Origin of the sequence: Salinispirillum sp. LH 10-3-1 (genome assembly GCF_030643825.1) — a bacterium.
GTDB lineage: Bacteria > Pseudomonadota > Gammaproteobacteria > Pseudomonadales > Natronospirillaceae > Salinispirillum.
In genome coordinates this window covers 2,802,818-2,820,035 of record NZ_CP101717.1, presented here as the reverse complement: position 1 = coordinate 2,820,035, position 17,218 = coordinate 2,802,818, and the positions used below count along the sequence as shown (strand labels likewise).

Below are 17,218 nucleotides of genomic sequence, written 5' to 3'. Positions count from 1 at the left end.
GCTCGGGGATTATAAAAAATAGCGGCGCAGTATAGCGATTTGCCCGAGGAATTTCTACTGCTTACTATGGCTCGCTCCGAATAGTGGGGCCGCTTTTGCTGGATTTCAACAGCGCAAGGTACCTTTCTTTTTGTTCTTTGCTCATTAATCGATGATCTGTGAGCCATAACTGTCGTAATTGCTGGTATTCCTCGTGCTCTGACGGTTGGTGCGTCAGATCCAAAATCAGCGCCTGCAGGATGTCCCGATGAAAATCCTGCGCTTGCGCGTATTGAGTCAGTATAGCGAAGTATTCGGTACGCGACAGGGCTTGCAGCAGTTCGTCAAAACCATGCGGTGCCAGTAAGTCGTGTGCGGCGTACCGATTAGCAGCCGGATGCTTCTGCAGCAGCGTCAGCATGCTTTCTACCCAGGCGGTATGGTCGCCCGCCTTGAAGCGGCGCTGGCCGATGTCGATGGTGGCTGCCAAGTTGGGCCAGCAGAGCATCAGGGCCATGGCTTTTTGCCAGGGTGGCGGCTGGCGAGTCTGCTTGAGATCGACCGGTGTGGGCGCGCGATACCGGGTTTGCGGTGGCGGCTGGCTGTGGTCCAGCCCTTGCTCTAAAACACCGAAATCGGCTTCGTGGTGTGCGCTGTCCGGGTGCTCAAGCAGGTCGACGGGTATGTCATCGATTGTAGTTGGCGGGCCTTCGCGCATCCATGCAGGTAGTTCGGCGACATCATCGCTGGCCATTAACGGCGGTAAGTTGGGGGCGCCTTTACGTACGCTATCTTTACTCGCATGGGGCTCGTCGGTGACCCGGCGCGGTGGGTGTTTGGCGGTGTATTGCTCTAGCTGCTGATTGATGACGTCAATCGGCAGGCCAGCCAGCTCAGCTAAACGAAGCATGATCATGGGGCGTAACGTACCATCGGCAGGTAGGCGCTGCAGGTCGGGCAGGGCGGTATGCACCAGGTGCGCTTTGCCTTCCACGCTGGTCATGTCGACCTGTTCCTGCCAGTGCTGCAGGATGAATTCGCCTAGGCTTGGTGAGCGGGAAAGGCGTTGTTCGAAATCGACCACGCCTTCTTGGCGAATCAGTGTGTCAGGGTCTTCGCCATCGGGCAAAAACAGAAAGCGCATAGTGCGGCCGTCACGTGCTTCGCTCAATGCGACGTCGAGGGCGCGCACGGCGGCTTGGCGACCGGCTTTGTCGCCGTCGAAACAGAAGATCACTTCGTTGGCGAGTTTGAACAGCTTGCGCAGGTGTTCTTCGCTGGTGGCGGTGCCGAGTGTAGCCACGCCGTACGGTACGCCGAACTGATGCAGGCTGATGACGTCCATATAGCCTTCGACCACCAGAAAGCGCTCGGGCTTGCGCTCGGCTTGTAAGGCTTCATAGAGGCCATACAGCTCTTTGCGCTTTTGGTACAGGTCTGTTTCCGGCGAGTTCAGGTATTTGGGTTTTTCGTCGGTGAGGACGCGCCCGCCAAAGCCAATGACTTGCCCGCGCTGATTGCGAATCGGAAACATGATGCGATCGCGAAAGCGGTCGTAGACCTTGCCGTCTTCTTTTTCGATCACCATACCGGCGTCGATCAGGCGTTTTAGCTGCGCGGGGTCTTCGGCACCGGCGGCTTGCATGAGGTTGTCCCAGCCCGGTGGGGCGTAGCCGACACCGAATTGGCGTGCGACCTGTCCGCTGAGGCCGCGCCCTTTCAGGTAGCGCACGGCTTGGTCGCCGCGCGCGTGCTGACGCAGTTGGTCGCGATAAAAGGTTTCGGCGACGTCGAGGACGCTTTGCAGGCTTTTGCGCTGATGACGCTGTTGGTCTTCTTGCGGATTGTGTTCACGCGGGACTTCAACACCAGCGGTGCGGGCGAGCTCTTCCACGGCTTCGGGGAATTCGAGCCGGTCATGCTCCAAGAGGAACTTCAGTGAGTTGCCTGCAGCACCGCACCCAAAGCAGTAGTAAAACTGTTTTTGCGGATTCACCGAAAAAGAGGGGGTTTTTTCGTTATGGAACGGGCACAGCCCTGAATAGTTCTTACCGGTACGCTTGAGCTTTACCCGATGCGATATGATGTCAACGATATCAACTCGTTCGAGCAGATCGTCAATAAAGGTCTGTGGTATGCGTCCGGCCATGCTGGAAACCTTGGGCTTGCAGAGTGTGGAAACGCGGTCGTGCGGTTTCTATTGGGGCATAATATGCTTCAACCCATGCACGCTTTCACCAGCTTGCTGACGACGGTCATATCCGCACGGCCCTGAACCTGAGGTTTCAGTATAGCCATAACTTTACCCATGTCAGCCATCGACTGTGCACCGGTTTCATTAACTGCGGATTGAACCAACGCCTGCAACTCTGCTTCGGAAAGCGGTGCGGGCAGAAACTGAGAGATCACCTCCAGTTCGGCTTCTTCAACGTCGACAAGGTCTTGTCGACCTGCAGCAGCAAACTGGGAGACGGAATCGCGGCGCTGCTTCTGCATTTTATCCAGAATGGCCAGGATGCGTTCATCACTCAGTTCTATGCGCTCATCCACCTCAACCCGTTTGATTTCCGACAACATCATGCGAATAGCACCCAGGCGCGCTTTGTCTTGCGCCCGCATTGCGTCTTTCATCGCATTGGTTAAATCGGCCTTCAAACTCATTGTGGTCTCCGGTGGATGCGCGTTTTGCTACAGCATAACGGAAAAATCGGGCAGCGAGACCAATGTCTGGTGCCAGATACTACACCCTGTGGCGGTCAAGGCCGCAGGACAATAGGCTAAAACGGAGTACGATTACTGCAAGCAGTAATTAGTACAAGCGGTTCAGACGTTTGCTTTCGCGTGATACTTTCTTCGCGTGGCGTTTAACAGCAGCGGCTGCTTTGCGCTTACGAGCCCAAGTAGGCTTTTCGTAGAATTCGCGTTTACGCACGTCAGCCAGAACACCGGCTTTTTCACAAGAACGCTTGAAACGGCGCAGAGCGACGTCGAATGGCTCGTTATCTTTTACTTTTACCTGTGGCATGTACTTTTTGACCTTTTCCGTTGTGTGCAAAGTTGCTTGTGGAAAGAACGGCGCTTAATTAGACGATCGTTCTTTCTAGTAATCCCAAAGCGATGAACCTATGGCCCAGATTTGGGAGGCGCGATTTTACGCCCGCAGGCAGCGCTTGTCAAAACAAGGATACAGACTTTTGTTTAGCCTGTCGGTGCTAGGCTGGCAAAGTCAGGGCTGCGCCAGTATCATGCGCGCCTAAATCTTATCCGGTAACGAATCGCCACGCGCGCGATCTGGACGCTTATTATGTTGGTATTGGGTGTTGAATCTTCCTGCGATGAGACAGGCGTGGCGTTGTACGATACGGAGCGCGGCCTGTTGGCGCACCGTTTATACAGTCAAGTTAAGATGCACGCTGAGTACGGCGGTGTGGTGCCTGAATTGGCCTCGCGTGACCACGTGCGGCGTTTATTACCCCTGGTGCGCGAAGTAATGGCCGACGCAGGTGTGGCGCGCAGTGACATTAGTGGCGTCGCCTATACTGCAGGCCCCGGTTTATTGGGGGCCTTGATGGTTGGCGCGATGGCGGCGCGCAGCATGGCCTTTGCGTGGGGCGTGCCAGCATTGGCCGTGCACCACATGGAGGGTCATTTACTGGCACCGATGTTGGAGCCGCAACCCCCTGAGTTTCCTTTCGTCGCGCTATTGGTGTCTGGTGGTCATACCCAGCTTATAAAGGTAGAGGCCGTTGGGCGCTATGAATTGTTGGGTGAAAGCTTGGATGATGCCGCCGGAGAGGCGTTTGATAAAACCGCTAAGTTGCTTGGTTTGCCCTACCCTGGCGGGCCGGAACTCGCTGCATTGGCGACCGAGGGCGTGGAGGGTCGGTTTAAGTTTCCGTCGCCTATGGTCGACCGTCCCGGCATGGACTTCTCTTTCAGCGGTCTGAAAACAGCGGTGCGTCAGGCCGTGCAAGCGATGGACAAAGAACTCACTCGCCAAGATAAAGCCGATGTATCGTTGGCGTTCCAAACAGCCGTGGTGCGTACCCTGGTCATTAAGTGCAAGCGGGCTCTTGATGCAACGGGTTATAAGACCTTGGTCGTCGCTGGCGGGGTGAGTGCCAACTTGGCGTTACGTGCAGCATTGGAAGAAGCGACAACTGCACGTGGTGCGCGTGTCTATTATCCTGCATTATCATTTTGTACTGATAACGGGGCAATGATTGCCTACGCAGGTGCGCAGCGCCTACAGGCTGGCGAGAGCAGTGCGTCGGCAGTGCAATTGAAAGCGCGCTGGCCCTTAACAGAATTGCGCGTGCCGCAGGCTTAGGAAACTTTATGACCAACCCTATCGCGCCAGATCGCTTGGTGATTCGCAATTTACAGGTGCCCACGTTGATTGGCGTGTACGACTTTGAGCGCCTTGCGCCACAGACGCTGCGCTTGGATATTACGTTGCATACGGATATTCGGCAGGCAGGTGAAACCGACGACCTGCAATACACACTGAATTACGCGGCGGTGGCGGAATCAGTTGTGGCGTTCGGTGCCGCGGCGACGTTCGAGCTGCTTGAAGCCTTTGCGACGAAACTCTGTGTAGAGCTGTTTCAGCAATACGCCGTGCCGCAAGTGGACTTAGTGATCTATAAAGACGGCTGTATTCCTGGGGCGCAGGGTGCTGAGTTGCATCTTTCGCGGAGGCGTGACGATGCAGGGCACTGAAGTATTGCTAAGCTTGGGTTCCAATGTCGATAGAGAGTTTCATCTAACGGCGGCGCTGAATGCTTTGTTAGCGGCATATGGCACCTTGGATGTATCACCAGTGTATGAAAGTGCCGCTGTTGGTTTCGAAGGAGATGCCTTCTTTAACTTGGTGGTGGCGCTCTGGACGACAGAGTCTCTGCCAGATCTAAATCAACACCTGAAGCAGATAGAGGATGACTGTGGCCGTGACCGCAGCCAGCCGAAGTTCTCCGATCGAACCTTGGATATTGATGTGCTGACGTACGGTACACTCAGTGGTGTCGTAGAAGGCATCCGACTACCTCGATACGAGGTCTATAAGAACGCCTATGTGCTGAAGCCGCTGGCAGATATTCGTTCGGAGCAGCCTGTTCCGGGAGATGTCGAACACACATGGCAGTCGTTGTGGGCATTGTTTCCGAAGGATAAGCAGCCGTTGCGCGTGGTCGATATCGGCTGGATCACGCCAGACCGTTAAATTAATTCCTTTTTACCTAGGTTTAAGTACACTCAAGGAAGAGGCGTCTGTCGCATTTTTTTTGGCAATTCTGTCGCTAAAATCCGCTAATTTGCGCCAATTTCTGGCAAAAGATTTACATATCTCATCGCTCTAAGGGCGCAGCTTCAGCGTATACGGCGCGCCAACCATATGGATTCATGATATTTATTGGCCTCCTTTCTGGTTTTTCTCAACCGTCATTTCCCATCCAATCTCGAACACTCGGCCGTAGTCCACCCTGTTACAAGTCATCAGGCGGGTTGTCAGCTCACGGGCTGCCGCTCTGTTGGCTTGCCACTGCAAACAATTTTTAACTATTAACGACGACTATAGAGAGAAGAAATTATGCGTAATTTATTCAAAGCGGCTTTGATGGCAACGGTTCTGCTGACAGGTACAGCGCAAGCAGGTTCACACAATGCGCCAAAAGACATCGTCGATACTGCTGTGGAAGCCGGTAGCTTCACGACTTTGGTAGCTGCTGTGCAGGCTGCTGGTTTGGTGGATACGTTGAAAGGCCCTGGTCCATTCACCGTGTTTGCTCCGACTGACGAAGCCTTCGCTGCCCTGCCTGCAGGTACTGTAGAGGGTCTGCTGGCGGACATTCCTACACTGCAAGCGGTTCTGACATACCACGTCGTGCCCGGCAAAGTGATGGCGGCAGACGTCGTTAACTTAACGACCGCTACCACTGTGCAGGGTACTAACGTCGACATCGAAGTGCGTTATGGTAACGTGTACATCGACGGTGCGCAGGTGGTGATGACCGATATTGAAACCTCTAATGGTGTGATTCACGTCATTGATGCGGTGATCTTGCCTAACTAAGGTGAGTGTAATTGCTTTCATGCATTGGGCGACTCAGGTCGCCCTTTTTTATGTTTCTTGGATGCTGATGAGCAGAAGGAAAAGCGGCTGTCTCATTGTGGTCGTGCTGTTATACTGCCTGCGAATTGCAAACGACAGGCGGGGCTGATTGTGCTGACGCGATGGTATTTGAACGGACTGTTAATTTTAGTGGTGCTCGGCATCTTAGTGGGTGCAGGAAGTTGGTGGGTAAAGTCTCGCCCCGCGGCTCCGGCACTGATTGCTTTGCAGCAAGAAGTAGTGCGGCTTGATAACGGATTGGAAGTACATTTGGTTGCTGACCCCGATGCAGCACAAGCTCGACTGGAGCTTTACTGGGAGGTGGGCAGCCTGTCAGATCCCGCTGACCTGCCTGGCTTGCATGACCTCATGTTGAGAGTGCTGTTTTACGGCGAAACCCCGCAGGGTTACCGTCATATGGAAACCAGGGCTGCGCGCGACCCGTTGGGCGATTTCGTTGTGCAGCACGGCCGCACCCATTCGCGTATTCAACTCGATACCAGCCCCTCTGTATTTACTGACGAAGTACGCTATCTTGCGCGCTTGTTGCAGTTGCCTTCTTTGCCCTTGCCTGCCATCGATTACGAGCGTCAGCGTATGCCCCGGCTGGATCCTGCTTATGACTTCTTTGGTTCGGCTGAGCTGCGTGTACTGGATGAGCTGTCAGCCGAGCGTTCGGCGTACGCGACCAATTTGATGCGTGACCTGGATAACTGGCGTTCACTCAGTGAGGAAGGCGTGGCTCGCCAATTGTCTCAGCGCATCGCCGAGAAGTTGCATACTGGCGTTCTGCGTGTTTCGTTGCATGCGCCATTGCCGGCTGATGCATTGCGTGAATTGGCCGATGCCTTCGCTGGTCTGCGCTCTGGTACTGCGCTGCCCGACCATCAATTGATCTATAGCCCCTTGGTCGATGTCCTGCAAGAGCCTCAGGTGGTGCGAGTGCGTCGGGCTGGATTAAGCAATGAAATGCACATCCTATACCCGTGGCGCTTACGTGTTGAGCAGCGCGAAAAGGCAGATGATGCCGTGCGCTGGTTAACCAGTCCCTATGCCTCTGGCTTGAAGCGTCGATTGCGTGAAGCGGGTTTAATTACCGGTATTAGTGCCCATTACAATGACGAGTACTTTGTGGTGTCGTTGCAAACCACAGCGCAAGGGCGCTCCAATGAGGCAGTGTTATACGGCTCGGTCAGTCGGTTCTTGGCACAAATTCAGAATGGCCCTGAAGCCTCTGAACTGGTCCGTCGAGTAGCGGGTGATCGCCGGATAGCGCCAGAACTGGCGATTGCTGGGCTGGGGTTAGATCCGAGCCTGTTCGTGGTGATGGAAATGGCGCCGGGTGCGGGAAATCTGAACTGGCGTCGTGAAGCGGTCGTACAGGGTTATGCGCAGCGCGCGCTGCCGGTGGAGTTGCCGGTGTTAGCGCCTACTTACACCAGTGATCGCCCACGGTTCGAAGCGAATGAATACAGCTTGTTGGGTTGGCAGCCGGATCTGCTGTTGTCCAGTCCGGGTCTAACTTTCTGGCACTACGAGGACAACCGGTACGATACAGATTTGGTCAGTGCTCATGTTCGGGTCAATGTCCCCATCGGGCCTGATCCTGCCCGTCAAGCACAGTGGCAGGCATGGGCTATGGAAGAGCCAGCGTGGTGGAACGAGACGGCCGTGTGGTCCGCGATGTCGTCACGTAGTCTGGGTAGCGGTTTGCAGGTGAGCGCAGATGCTACAGGCGTGACATGGCAGTTTACCGATTCCTGGCCTGCCGTAGAGCAGTGGACGTACGACTTTCTTGCTAGCTTGTGGGGTATGCAGCCACAACTGCCAACGCTAACTGATACCGCGAATGCAGCGCAACGACTGGTGCGTCAGCGCGCACAATGGCCAGAACTGGCGGTACCCGAAGACATGATGCAGCAGCCATTAACCGTGCTTTTGAGCGGGCGCGTTGACCGATCTCGTGCTAGTACCCTGTTAACGTGGTTGCGTGCTGCTCGACAAGACGTGGTTGTGCCCGTGAACACCGTTAACCCGGCGAGCCCGTTGCCGACCAGACACCATGTGGCAGAGCTCGAAGTCAGTGGTGCTACCTCGTCGGTGACGCGCTTTCTGCAGTTGCCACACAATGATCTGCGGCACCAGGTGTTGGCGGAGTGGTCGACGCCTTGGGTAGAGGAGGTGTTGCAGCAAGTCGCACAGCGTCAGGGTTTTGCCGGAGAGGTATCTGTAGAGTTGGTGAATCCCACAGGCATCCCCGCCTTGCAAGTTACGCTAAGCAGTTCAGTACAGGACCCGGCGCGGCTTGGTCTTTATCTGACAACTTTCTGGAGTGAGTTGCGGCAGTCTTTGGATCAGTTCAACAGTGCGCGCTTCCAAGAAGGTACTGGCTGGCAGGCTAATATTCTTCGTGCTCAGCCGGAATCCTTGCCTTTGCTGGCGCGTTTCTATTGGAATGATATCAGTGCAGGTCGTATGCATTTCAATGGTCGCCTACAGCGGGCTTTGGTGTTGGAGGGGACAAGCTTGGAGGGCTGGCAGTATTTCATGCGGCAATGGCTGCTGGAAGGTACTGCACGCCAGTTGACGGTGTATGAAATAGGCCAAGACTGGCGTGAAGAGTATGCGCAAAATCGACGTTTACCAGCTGGCTCGGTGGCTTGGTAAATAGGCAGAGAAAAGGGGAGGTCGAGCTCTACTCGTTCTCCCCTTCTTATTTGCGTGATTCAATACTCGAGTGCCACTCAGTCCGGCTCGGGAACCTCAGTCGTTGTGGCATTGAGCGGCACAGTCAGCTCGATGGTCATACGATTATCTAACTGGCTGTCTATGCTTACCACGCCACCTAACGCATCGATGTAGCGACCGACGATCATCATGCCTAAACCGGGCCCCAACAGCTCACCATCGTTGCCATAGTGGAGCTGGAACTGGCTAAACCAGTGCTCGGCTTCTTCATCGGTGATGCCATGACCATGCGCCGTCAGAGTGATGCGTATACAGTCGCCCAGATCGCCGTGTATAAAGCTAATGAGCTGACCATCAATACGCTGTTGTTCTGCGAAGGGCACCAGGCCCAGCAGGCAGCGTTGAATCAGTGATTCGAACGTGCGGCGTGACAAGAGTCCACGTACATCCTGATCTTCCGTCTCTAATACAAAGCTGTCGCTGAGCGAACCGGCCACCTGCAGCGAGCGAATCACTCGTCGACAAGAATCCACCACCAAGAAATCATCTTGCTCCGTACGCGTCCCTTCGATTTCGAGTTGTACCAGCTCAATGAGGTCGGAGGATATCTGCGTCATATAATCCAGTTTACTGGCGGTTTGACGTCCCAGATCCAGACTTGCCGCAGAGATCTGCACCTCTGTGGTGATGGCATTCAGAACATCGGCCACCTTGAGGGTGGCTCGGCTTTGTTCGTCGTGCTTACGGTGCATCTGACGGCGCAGTTTGACCCCCTGTGCAACCTCATAGGACAGCCGCTCTTGCTCTAGGTGAGCCTCTTGGATACGTCTGTTAAGATTGCCCTGCTGACGCAAAATGTCGCTGAATTCTGAGTTCATGGTCAGCAAGAAGCCAGTGCCAACAATCAGGTTCGCGATGGTGGTGATACCCAGTAACGCGCCTATCCAAACCGGCACGTTCTGGGTTACGCCAACCCACCCTGCGGCAGCGACAGCACTCAGCGCTAACAGCACAAAGACTAAGGGTCGATAAGTTTTGTGTCGACGCGAGGATGGAGTGCTCATGTTATGTAGGGGTCCTTACAGTGCTTTCGCCTGAATTTTCTGCGCCCATTGCGCAGGTCCTGTAATGTGTACCGACTCGCCTTGGCTGTCTACGGCAACGGTGACTGGCATTTCGTCCACTTCGAATTCGTAAATGGCTTCCATTCCCAGATCTTCGAACGCCAAGCAGCGCGATGACTTAATGGCTTTTGATACCAGATAAGCCGCACCGCCAACTGCCATCAAATACACCGCAGAGTGCTTTTTAATCGCTTCCAGTCCGGCGGTGCCGCGTTCTGCTTTGCCGATCATGCCAAGCAAGCCTGTTCTATCCAACACGGTTTCGGTGAATTTGTCCATCCTTGTCGCTGTCGTCGGGCCAGCCGGGCCAACGACTTCATCGCCCACAGGGTCCACGGGGCCAACGTAGTAGATAAAACGGTTACGCAGATCAACGGGCAAGGTCTCGCCTTTGTTCAGCATATCGACCATGCGTTTATGCGCGGCGTCGCGTCCGGTTAACATCTTGCCTGACAACAGCAAGGTTTCACCCGGTTTCCACGTTTTTACGTCCTCGGGTGTTACCGTATCCAGATTCACTTTACGTGCATTCGGGCCCGCTTCCCATGTGATGTCGGGCCAGTCAGACAGTTTAGGCGCTTTCAGATCGGCTGGGCCGGAGCCATCCAGAACAAAATGCGTATGGCGCGTAGCGGCACAGTTAGGAATGATGGCGACCGGTTTGTTGGCGGCATGGGTCGGGTAGTCTTTAACCTTGACGTCCAACACGGTAGTCAAGCCTCCTAGGCCTTGAGCACCTATGCCGAGGTCATTGATCTTGTCGAACAGTTCCAGGCGCAACTCTTCACCGCGGTTGCTGGCCCCGCGGGCTTGCAGGTCCTGAATATCGATGGGGTCGAGCAAGGACTCTTTAGCCAGCTGCATGGCTTTTTCGGCCGTGCCGCCGATGCCGATGCCGATCATGCCCGGCGGGCACCAACCAGCACCCATCTTGGGAATCTGCTCCAAGACCCAGTCGGCCACTGAATCGGATGGGTTCAGCATGGCGAATTTCGATTTCGCTTCGCTGCCGCCGCCTTTGGCTGCTACATGCACATCCACTGTGTTGCCCGGTACGATGCGCGTATGAATGATGGCAGGGGTGTTGTCTTTGGTGTTGCGGCGTGCGCCATCGGGATCATCCAAAATAGAGGCTCGCAGCACGTTGTCGGGGTGCATGTAGGCGCGGCGCACACCTTCGTTGATCATGTCTTCCACGCCCATGGTGGCATCAGCCCATTGCACGTCCATACCGATGTTGATGAACACGGTAACGATACCGGTGTCTTGGCAGATTGGGCGGTGACCCTGCGCGCACATGCGGCTGTTGATTAGAATCTGGGCCATGGCGTCTTTGGCCGCGGGCGATTCTTCGCGCTCGTAGGCTTCATTAACCGCTTTGATAAAATCTACTGGGTGATAGTAGGAAATGAACTGTAGGGCATCGGCTACGCTGTCGATCAGGTCGGCCTGACGAATCTGGGTCATGCTGGGCTCCAGTCGGAATTGAAAAGGTGTCGTGAGTCTGAGCGCTGTCAGCCCAGAGAGCCACTACAGCGCCAGCGTTATTGTCTTGTGGTGCAGATTCTACACCATGACCAGGTTGTCGAGTACTGCCTGCTGCTGTTTTAGGTAGTTTAAAACGTCTTTCAACACCTGGTGATCGGGCTGCTCGCTCAGCAGTGTTTCTGTTCGGGTCGTGGCCGTTGCTAGGCTCATGGCGCTGCCGACATCCTCGCGGGTTAATGCTGCATGTAGATAGTGGGACCATTCCTGCTGGATTGCTGGCGGCAGCGGCTGGGTGCTGTGACGGGCAATGTATCGATGCATCAGGGTGCGCAAACGAGGCTCACGCGGTTGCGCGAGAGTCGGCCAGTCGGTATCGGGAGTGCTGTGGATAGCTGCCACGATATCGCGGTCTTGATCGCGAATAAACCCTTGATACAGGGCCTGCTCAGCGTCACTGTCTTGCGGCGGGCGCGAGAGGGCCTCATGCAGTCTAGGCAGGATATCGGTCAGCGCCGGCAGGTTGGCGGCATGGCGTTCCATCGTCGCACGGTCGATGCCATGGCGTTCGGCCAATGCTGGCGTGAACATGCTGATGGGCGCGACCATGGGGCATTTGTTGGCGTGTACAGACTTGATCGCCAAACGCGGCGTATCACCGAGTTCAGCGGTGGAGGTGAACAGGCGATGGCGGATTTCGTCTACCGTCAGGCCTGCTAATTGCGCGGGGTCTTCGCGCAGATCAAAGCAAATGATTTCGTTCTTGTTGGTGGGGTGAAAGTCGAGCGGCAGCAATACGGTAGTGCAACCCTGGCTCGCTGGAATCATACCGGACACATGCACGAACGGCTGGCGGCGCAATACCGGAATCTGACTCTTCACAAAGGCTTTGTCACGACATTTTAACGCCCAGTCAAACAGTTTAGGCTGAGCGTCGCGCACTAACTTCGCCAACGCAATGGTGGCCCGCACATCCGATAACGCATCGTGGGCTTGACTGTGTTCTAACCCATTGGCGCGGCTCAGGTCTTCCAGACGAAAGCTCGGGCTGCCGTCTTCCTTGCGCGGCCACTGTATACCTTCTGGGCGCAGCGCGTAGGTTAGGCGCACCACATCAAGGATATCCCAACGACTGTTGCCGTCACGCCACTCACGGTCATAAACTGGTAATAGATTGCGATAGAATAAAAAGCGGCTGACTTCATCGTCGAAGCGAATGGAGTTATAGCCCGCGCTGCAGGTGTTGGGTTGGCTCATGGCATGCAGAATGCGTTGGGCAAACTCGGGCTCTGGGATGCCTTGCGCTGCACACTGCTGTGGTGTGAGGCCGGTAATCAGACAGGCATCGGGAGACGGCACCAAATCGGGCAAGGGTTGGCACAGCCAGTTCATCGGCTCGCCTATGGGGTTCAGTGCAGCGTCAGTGCGAATGGCCGCAAATTGGCTTGGCCTATCCTGACGAGGGTGTTGGCCAAAGGTTTCAAAGTCGTACCAAAGAAAGCTGGATGCAGGCATAGTGTAGAGATGCTAAGTCATTTAATGGCACACTAACCCGCTTGCAGGGTGGTGTAAATATAACAAAGAGGATCAAGCAGTGCTGGGTAAGCTTTTTAAACGGTCAAGTGTGACGTCTGTAGCGCAGGTTCGAGCTTTGTCGGCAACCAATGACCGCGCGGCCCTGGAAGACTTGCTGCAGCACGAGAATACACAGTTGCAAGTAGCCGCCTTACACCAATTGGCCGACTTGCAAGTAACCCAACGCCTGCTGCAAGAAGGCACCTCGCCTGAGCTGGCCGTGGCAGCTAAAGGGCTGATACGAGATGCTTTGAGCCACCACTCGGTGCAGCCCGAAGAGTTGACACTCTTGCCGACCGCCATGCGCTATAGCCTGTTGTTGGATTGTGATCTTGCGCGCGCCGAACAGTGGTTGCAGACGCAGTCGGATGAGGTATGTCTGGACCTAGCACTCAATGCCGTGCGAGCCCAAGAGCGCCTGTCGGCGGCCAATGCCTTGCGTGAAGAAAGCTCGTTGCAGGCCCTGCAGCGCGCCGCAAAAGGCAGTGACAACGTGTTGTATAAGCTTGCCAAAGGTCGACTGCAAGCCTTGCGGGAACAACGTCAAGGAGCCGAAGCGCGCGCTGAGCAAATCGCACATATTTTGGCAACGCTGGAGAAGCTCGTTAACAGCCCCTACGATCCTTTGCTGGAAGGGCGGTTGCAAAATCAGGTACAGCAGTTTCATGAATTACTACCAACGACAGACGAGTTAAATCAATTGGTGCCGTTGGAGGCTGCTGTACGGGCTCGCATTGCCGCGGAGCAACAGATAGACCATATGCAGGCCGCCGAGCAGGTAGCAAACGATGTAGCCACCAGTGAAGCCCATAGGGTTGTGGCCGAAACCACCAACGACATGCGCCGCCAGCTCGCTAATTACCTAGAAGATGGACGTTTGCTGCCGGACGATTGGTCGGCCAGTCAACAATGGCTTGAGGAACAACGACAAGCGCACCGTGACGCCGTGGCGCACTTGAATGTGGCGCCAGCCATGAACGCCGATATGCAGAAGACCAGTCAGTTGGTTGAGCAGTCATTGCTGCAACTGCACGACATTACAGAGTATTGGGGCGGTCTAAGCGCAGCCCTCGCCGCCGCCGAAGATGATGATGCAACCGCCTTGAAAGCGTTGCGTGCCTTGTTGCAGCCCTTGCAGCAGCAAAAGCGCGAACCGGGTGAATGGCCGGAAATTATTGACCAAGTGGCGGCCAAACTGGGCCACGTTGCCGCTCTGCAAGCCGAGCATAAGGACGCCGAACTGGCCGTGGTGCGCAAAGTCCGTGGACTGATTCGGCGCGGACGCGGTGCTGTACGCGGTGGTCACTTGCGGCAAGCTCGGGGTATCTGGCACACCATTGAAGAGGCTTTGCAGGCGGTGCCGGTAGGCCACGACCACCTGCACCAGGAGGCGGCAGAATACCACCAGGAGGTCGAGCAGCTTGGCGACTGGCAGGCCTTTGCGGTACTGCCTAAGAAACAAGAGCTGATCGAACACATGCGAGCGCTGACCGAGCGTAGTATGCACCCACAGGATAAGTCGGATGCCGTACAAGCCTTGCAGAAAGCATGGCGTGAGTTATCAAAGGGCGGCGGCGACCAGCATCAAAATCTGTGGGAGGAGTTTCATGCGCTGGCAGAGCAAGCCTTTGCTCCTTGTAAGGACTATTTTGCTGAGCAAGATGCCCTGATGGACTTGAATGCCGATAAGCGGCGCGAACTTATTGGGCAGCTGAACCTGTATTTCGACAACAACGACTGGCATAACCCCGATTGGGCTGAGGTCGAGAAAGTTTTACGTCTGGCAGCACGCGACTGGCGACATTACAGTCCGGTAAAACCGCAAGAGCACCGACGCACGGAGAAGGTTTACCATCAGGTGGTGGAGCGTATTCGGCAAAAACTGAACGAAGAGTTTACGCGCAACAAAGAAGACCGAGAGCGCATCATCGCTGCCGCCGAAGCCTTGCGCGACGAGGAAAACTTGCGCGTAGCGACGGACAAACTCAAGGCGTTGCAGCAACAGTGGAAACAAGCCGGGCGTACCCATCGACAGGACGATCAACGCCTTTGGCAGGCATTTCGGACCATCTGCGATGAAATATTTGACCGGCGAGACACCCTGAGCCAAGAGTTTAAGGGTAAGCTGGACCAGCACCTCAAAGACGCTTTGGCACTCATTGTACGCTTGGAGAAAGCGGCAGAACTGGAAGGCGATGCCCTGACTGCTGCATTGCAGCAGTTGCCTGCGTGGGAGGCTGAGTTCAAAACCTATTCTCCCTTGCCGAAAGCCCGCTTGAACGAGACCCGAGCGCGTTTTGCAAAGGCCGTAGACGCCTTGCGTAATGCCAAAGGGCAGCGTCAGCAGCGCCAGCAAGAGCAAAGTTGGCAAGCATTGTTTGACCGTTTAAGAATTCTTGCTGGATTAGAGGCCGCAATGTGCCGTGGGGAGTTTGACAACGACCTGCGGGCGCAAGTGCAGTCGGTCTGGGAGGATGGCACTGCCTTGCCTTCGCTAGCCGCCCGCGTGGATGATCGTTTTCAAATGACCATGCAGCGTTTTGCTGCTGGCGCGCGTCCTGCGGATGGTACGCCTGAAGAGTGTGTGCGTAAGCTGCATCAGCAGTGTGTGTTGGTGGAAATTCTGACCGATACCGCAAGCCCTGATGCAGACCGCACATTACGCATGGAAGTGCAGGTGGCGCGCTTGGCGGAAGGTCTGGGGCAGCACAGTAACCGGGCGACGGTTGAGCAGGCGTTGGTGGACTGGCTGGTCGTCCCTGTGTGCTGTGATTCGGTCGACTATGATGCGCTGCACGAGCGCGTAAAACAGGCCAGTATGAATTATTTTTTCAAATAAATTCAATAGCTTATTGACAAGACCTTAAGCCGTAAGTAAGATGCGCTCCACGTTGAGGCGAGTCACCCAGACAGTGACACGCCAACCTCTTAAAAGAGACTCAACAACCAGTTTGATGCGGGATGGAGCAGTCTGGTAGCTCGTCGGGCTCATAACCCGAAGGTCGTAGGTTCAAATCCTGCTCCCGCTACCAATTAGAGAACCCGACACAGGCCACTGTGTCGGGTTTTTTGTTGCTTACGATTTTTGGTTGTTATTCGGCCAGAGGGCTGGCCTCCTACGGGCCGGTGTGTAGGAGCGCAGCCCTCTGCGCGAACATCGCGTTAACACCGCAGATAATACGCCCGCGTCGGGCTCAGCTCTTATAACCGCATGAAGGTCGTAGGTTCAAATCCTGCTCCCGCTACCAATTAGAGAGCCCGACACAGGCCACTGTGTCGGTTTTTTTGTTGTTTACGATTTTTGGTTGTTATTCGGCCAGAGGGCTGGCCTCCTACGGGCCGGTGTGTAGGAGCGCAGCCCTCTGCGCGAACATCGCGTTAACGCCGCAGATAATAAGCCTGCGTCGGGCTCAGCTCTTATAACCGCATGAAGGTCGTAGGTTCAAATCCTGCTCCCGCTACCAATTAGAGAACCCGACACAGGCCACTGTGTCGGTTTTTTTGTTGTTTACGATTTTTGGTTGTTGTTCGGCGAGAGGGCTGGCTTCCCGCAGGTCGGTGTGTAGGAGCGCAGCCCTCTGCGCGAACATCGGGTTAAAAACGCAAGTAAAATGCTTGGGTCAGGTGGCGGTATTCAGGACTGTAGTCACCACTCTGGTCTTTGATCACCATGCTGGATTTCTCTGTGGCACAGGCCTGCCGGGTCAGACTCAATAACCAGCGGTGCGCGACCTTATGCGGCGCGGGTTGTACCATACAGCAGCGCTGTACAAACCAGCCTAGAGACTCGGCCAGCACGATAACGTGCTGCGCGCTGATAACGGGTAAAATCAGGCTGAATTGCCCATCAGGTGCTAACCAGCGGACAACGCGGTCAAGCAAGGCGGCAAAGGGCAAGCTGTCCGTGTGGCGGGCTCGATGGCGCGACGCCTTTGGAGAGCCGAGGCTGTCGGTAAAAAACGGCGGATTACTGATGATGAGGGAGAACAAAGAGGCGGGCTGCCATTGCAGCGCATCCGCGTGAACGACACCTATGGTATCGGCCCACGGGGACTCTGCTACGTTTTCTGTGGCTTGTGTGGCAGCATCTGGGTCAATTTCCAGCGCCGTTATGGGCAGCGCACCGTCACTACGCTGAGCCAGCATCAAGCTGAGAATGCCACTGCCGGCACCAATATCCAATATCGCACCAGTATTCGGCAGCGCGGCCCACGATCCCAGTAGCAACGCATCAGTCCCTACTTTCATCGCGCAGCGG

The 17,218-nt window shown here is 55.4% G+C and carries 13 protein-coding genes and 1 tRNA gene; 7 read left to right on the top strand and 7 right to left on the bottom strand.

Translation table 11 applies throughout. From position 1 onward, the window contains the following. Positions 1-64: 64 nt before the first annotated feature. From dnaG to rpsU, 3 genes are all read right to left on the bottom strand, one after another. Positions 65-2,128, bottom strand: coding sequence for a DNA primase (gene dnaG / locus NFC81_RS12880; RefSeq protein ID WP_304994884.1), 2,064 nt, complete (start codon positions 2,126-2,128; stop codon positions 65-67). A 68-nt stretch (positions 2,129-2,196) separates the two neighbouring features. Beyond that, positions 2,197-2,640 (bottom strand): GatB/YqeY domain-containing protein, encoded by a 444-nt coding sequence (locus tag NFC81_RS12875; RefSeq protein WP_304994883.1) that lies wholly within the window; start codon positions 2,638-2,640, stop codon positions 2,197-2,199. Between the two features lie 148 nt (positions 2,641-2,788). Next, on the bottom strand, positions 2,789-3,004 hold the full coding sequence (gene rpsU / locus NFC81_RS12870; protein ID WP_304994882.1) for a 30S ribosomal protein S21: 216 nt from the start codon (positions 3,002-3,004) through the stop codon (positions 2,789-2,791). A 279-nt stretch (positions 3,005-3,283) separates the two neighbouring features. Between rpsU and tsaD the strand changes: the two genes are divergently transcribed. The 5 genes from tsaD (at position 3,284) to NFC81_RS12845 (ending at position 8,755) form a co-directional block, all read left to right on the top strand. Beyond that, entirely contained in the window at positions 3,284-4,309 is a 1,026-nt protein-coding gene (gene tsaD, locus NFC81_RS12865; protein WP_304994881.1) for a tRNA (adenosine(37)-N6)-threonylcarbamoyltransferase complex transferase subunit TsaD, read from the top strand. An 8-nt stretch (positions 4,310-4,317) separates the two neighbouring features. Further along, complete coding sequence (locus tag NFC81_RS12860; RefSeq protein WP_304994880.1) at positions 4,318-4,701, top strand: dihydroneopterin aldolase; 384 nt, start codon at positions 4,318-4,320, stop codon at positions 4,699-4,701. Further along, positions 4,688-5,200 (top strand): 2-amino-4-hydroxy-6-hydroxymethyldihydropteridine diphosphokinase, encoded by a 513-nt coding sequence (folK, locus tag NFC81_RS12855; protein ID WP_304994879.1) that lies wholly within the window; start codon positions 4,688-4,690, stop codon positions 5,198-5,200. Before NFC81_RS12860 ends, folK begins: the two co-directional genes overlap by 14 nt. A 393-nt stretch (positions 5,201-5,593) precedes the next feature. Further along, complete coding sequence (locus NFC81_RS12850) at positions 5,594-6,049, top strand: fasciclin domain-containing protein (RefSeq protein ID WP_370529911.1); 456 nt, start codon at positions 5,594-5,596, stop codon at positions 6,047-6,049. Positions 6,050-6,217: 168 nt separating this feature from the next. Continuing rightward, a complete protein-coding gene (locus NFC81_RS12845; RefSeq protein ID WP_304994877.1) occupies positions 6,218-8,755 on the top strand; it encodes a hypothetical protein in 2,538 nt (845 codons plus the stop codon). A gap of 77 nt (positions 8,756-8,832) precedes the next feature. Here the strand turns inward: NFC81_RS12845 and NFC81_RS12840 are convergent, their stop codons facing one another. From NFC81_RS12840 to sbcB, 3 genes are all read right to left on the bottom strand, one after another. Further along, positions 8,833-9,840 carry an ATP-binding protein gene (locus NFC81_RS12840; RefSeq protein WP_304994876.1) on the bottom strand — a complete coding sequence of 336 codons (1,008 nt, stop codon included), beginning with the start codon at positions 9,838-9,840 and terminating at the stop codon, positions 8,833-8,835. Between the two features lie 15 nt (positions 9,841-9,855). Then, the gene (locus tag NFC81_RS12835) at positions 9,856-11,367 is read right to left on the bottom strand and encodes a fumarate hydratase (protein WP_304994875.1); all 1,512 of its coding nucleotides are present in this window, start codon (positions 11,365-11,367) and stop codon (positions 9,856-9,858) included. 99 nt (positions 11,368-11,466) lie between these two features. After that, positions 11,467-12,900: an exodeoxyribonuclease I gene (gene sbcB / locus NFC81_RS12830; RefSeq protein ID WP_304994874.1), complete on the bottom strand. Its 1,434-nt coding sequence runs from the start codon at positions 12,898-12,900 to the stop codon at positions 11,467-11,469. A gap of 136 nt (positions 12,901-13,036) precedes the next feature. Between sbcB and NFC81_RS12825 the strand changes: the two genes are divergently transcribed. Next, positions 13,037-15,799 (top strand): DUF349 domain-containing protein, encoded by a 2,763-nt coding sequence (locus NFC81_RS12825; protein WP_304994873.1) that lies wholly within the window; start codon positions 13,037-13,039, stop codon positions 15,797-15,799. Positions 15,800-15,915: 116 nt separating this feature from the next. Then, a tRNA-Met gene (locus tag NFC81_RS12820) sits at positions 15,916-15,992 on the top strand. Between the two features lie 562 nt (positions 15,993-16,554). On the opposite strand, the gene NFC81_RS12815 is transcribed toward NFC81_RS12820, so the two are convergent. Continuing rightward, positions 16,555-17,208 (bottom strand): methyltransferase, encoded by a 654-nt coding sequence (locus NFC81_RS12815; RefSeq protein ID WP_304994872.1) that lies wholly within the window; start codon positions 17,206-17,208, stop codon positions 16,555-16,557. Between the last annotated feature and the right edge of the window lie 10 nt (positions 17,209-17,218).

Bases quoted from the DNA above. Each gene is read 5' to 3' on its own strand.
- dnaG (WP_304994884.1), bottom strand. From the start codon at position 2,128: ATGGCCGGACGCATACCACAGACCTTTATTGACGATCTGCTCGAACGA.
- NFC81_RS12875 (WP_304994883.1), bottom strand. From the start codon at position 2,640: ATGAGTTTGAAGGCCGATTTAACCAATGCGATGAAAGACGCAATGCGG.
- rpsU (WP_304994882.1), bottom strand. From the start codon at position 3,004: ATGCCACAGGTAAAAGTAAAAGATAACGAGCCATTCGACGTCGCTCTG.
- tsaD (WP_304994881.1), top strand. From the start codon at position 3,284: ATGTTGGTATTGGGTGTTGAATCTTCCTGCGATGAGACAGGCGTGGCG.
- NFC81_RS12860 (WP_304994880.1), top strand. From the start codon at position 4,318: ATGACCAACCCTATCGCGCCAGATCGCTTGGTGATTCGCAATTTACAG.
- folK (WP_304994879.1), top strand. From the start codon at position 4,688: ATGCAGGGCACTGAAGTATTGCTAAGCTTGGGTTCCAATGTCGATAGA.
- NFC81_RS12850 (WP_370529911.1), top strand. From the start codon at position 5,594: ATGGCAACGGTTCTGCTGACAGGTACAGCGCAAGCAGGTTCACACAAT.
- NFC81_RS12840 (WP_304994876.1), bottom strand. From the start codon at position 9,840: ATGAGCACTCCATCCTCGCGTCGACACAAAACTTATCGACCCTTAGTC.
- NFC81_RS12835 (WP_304994875.1), bottom strand. From the start codon at position 11,367: ATGACCCAGATTCGTCAGGCCGACCTGATCGACAGCGTAGCCGATGCC.
- sbcB (WP_304994874.1), bottom strand. From the start codon at position 12,900: ATGCCTGCATCCAGCTTTCTTTGGTACGACTTTGAAACCTTTGGCCAA.
- NFC81_RS12815 (WP_304994872.1), bottom strand. From the start codon at position 17,208: ATGAAAGTAGGGACTGATGCGTTGCTACTGGGATCGTGGGCCGCGCTG.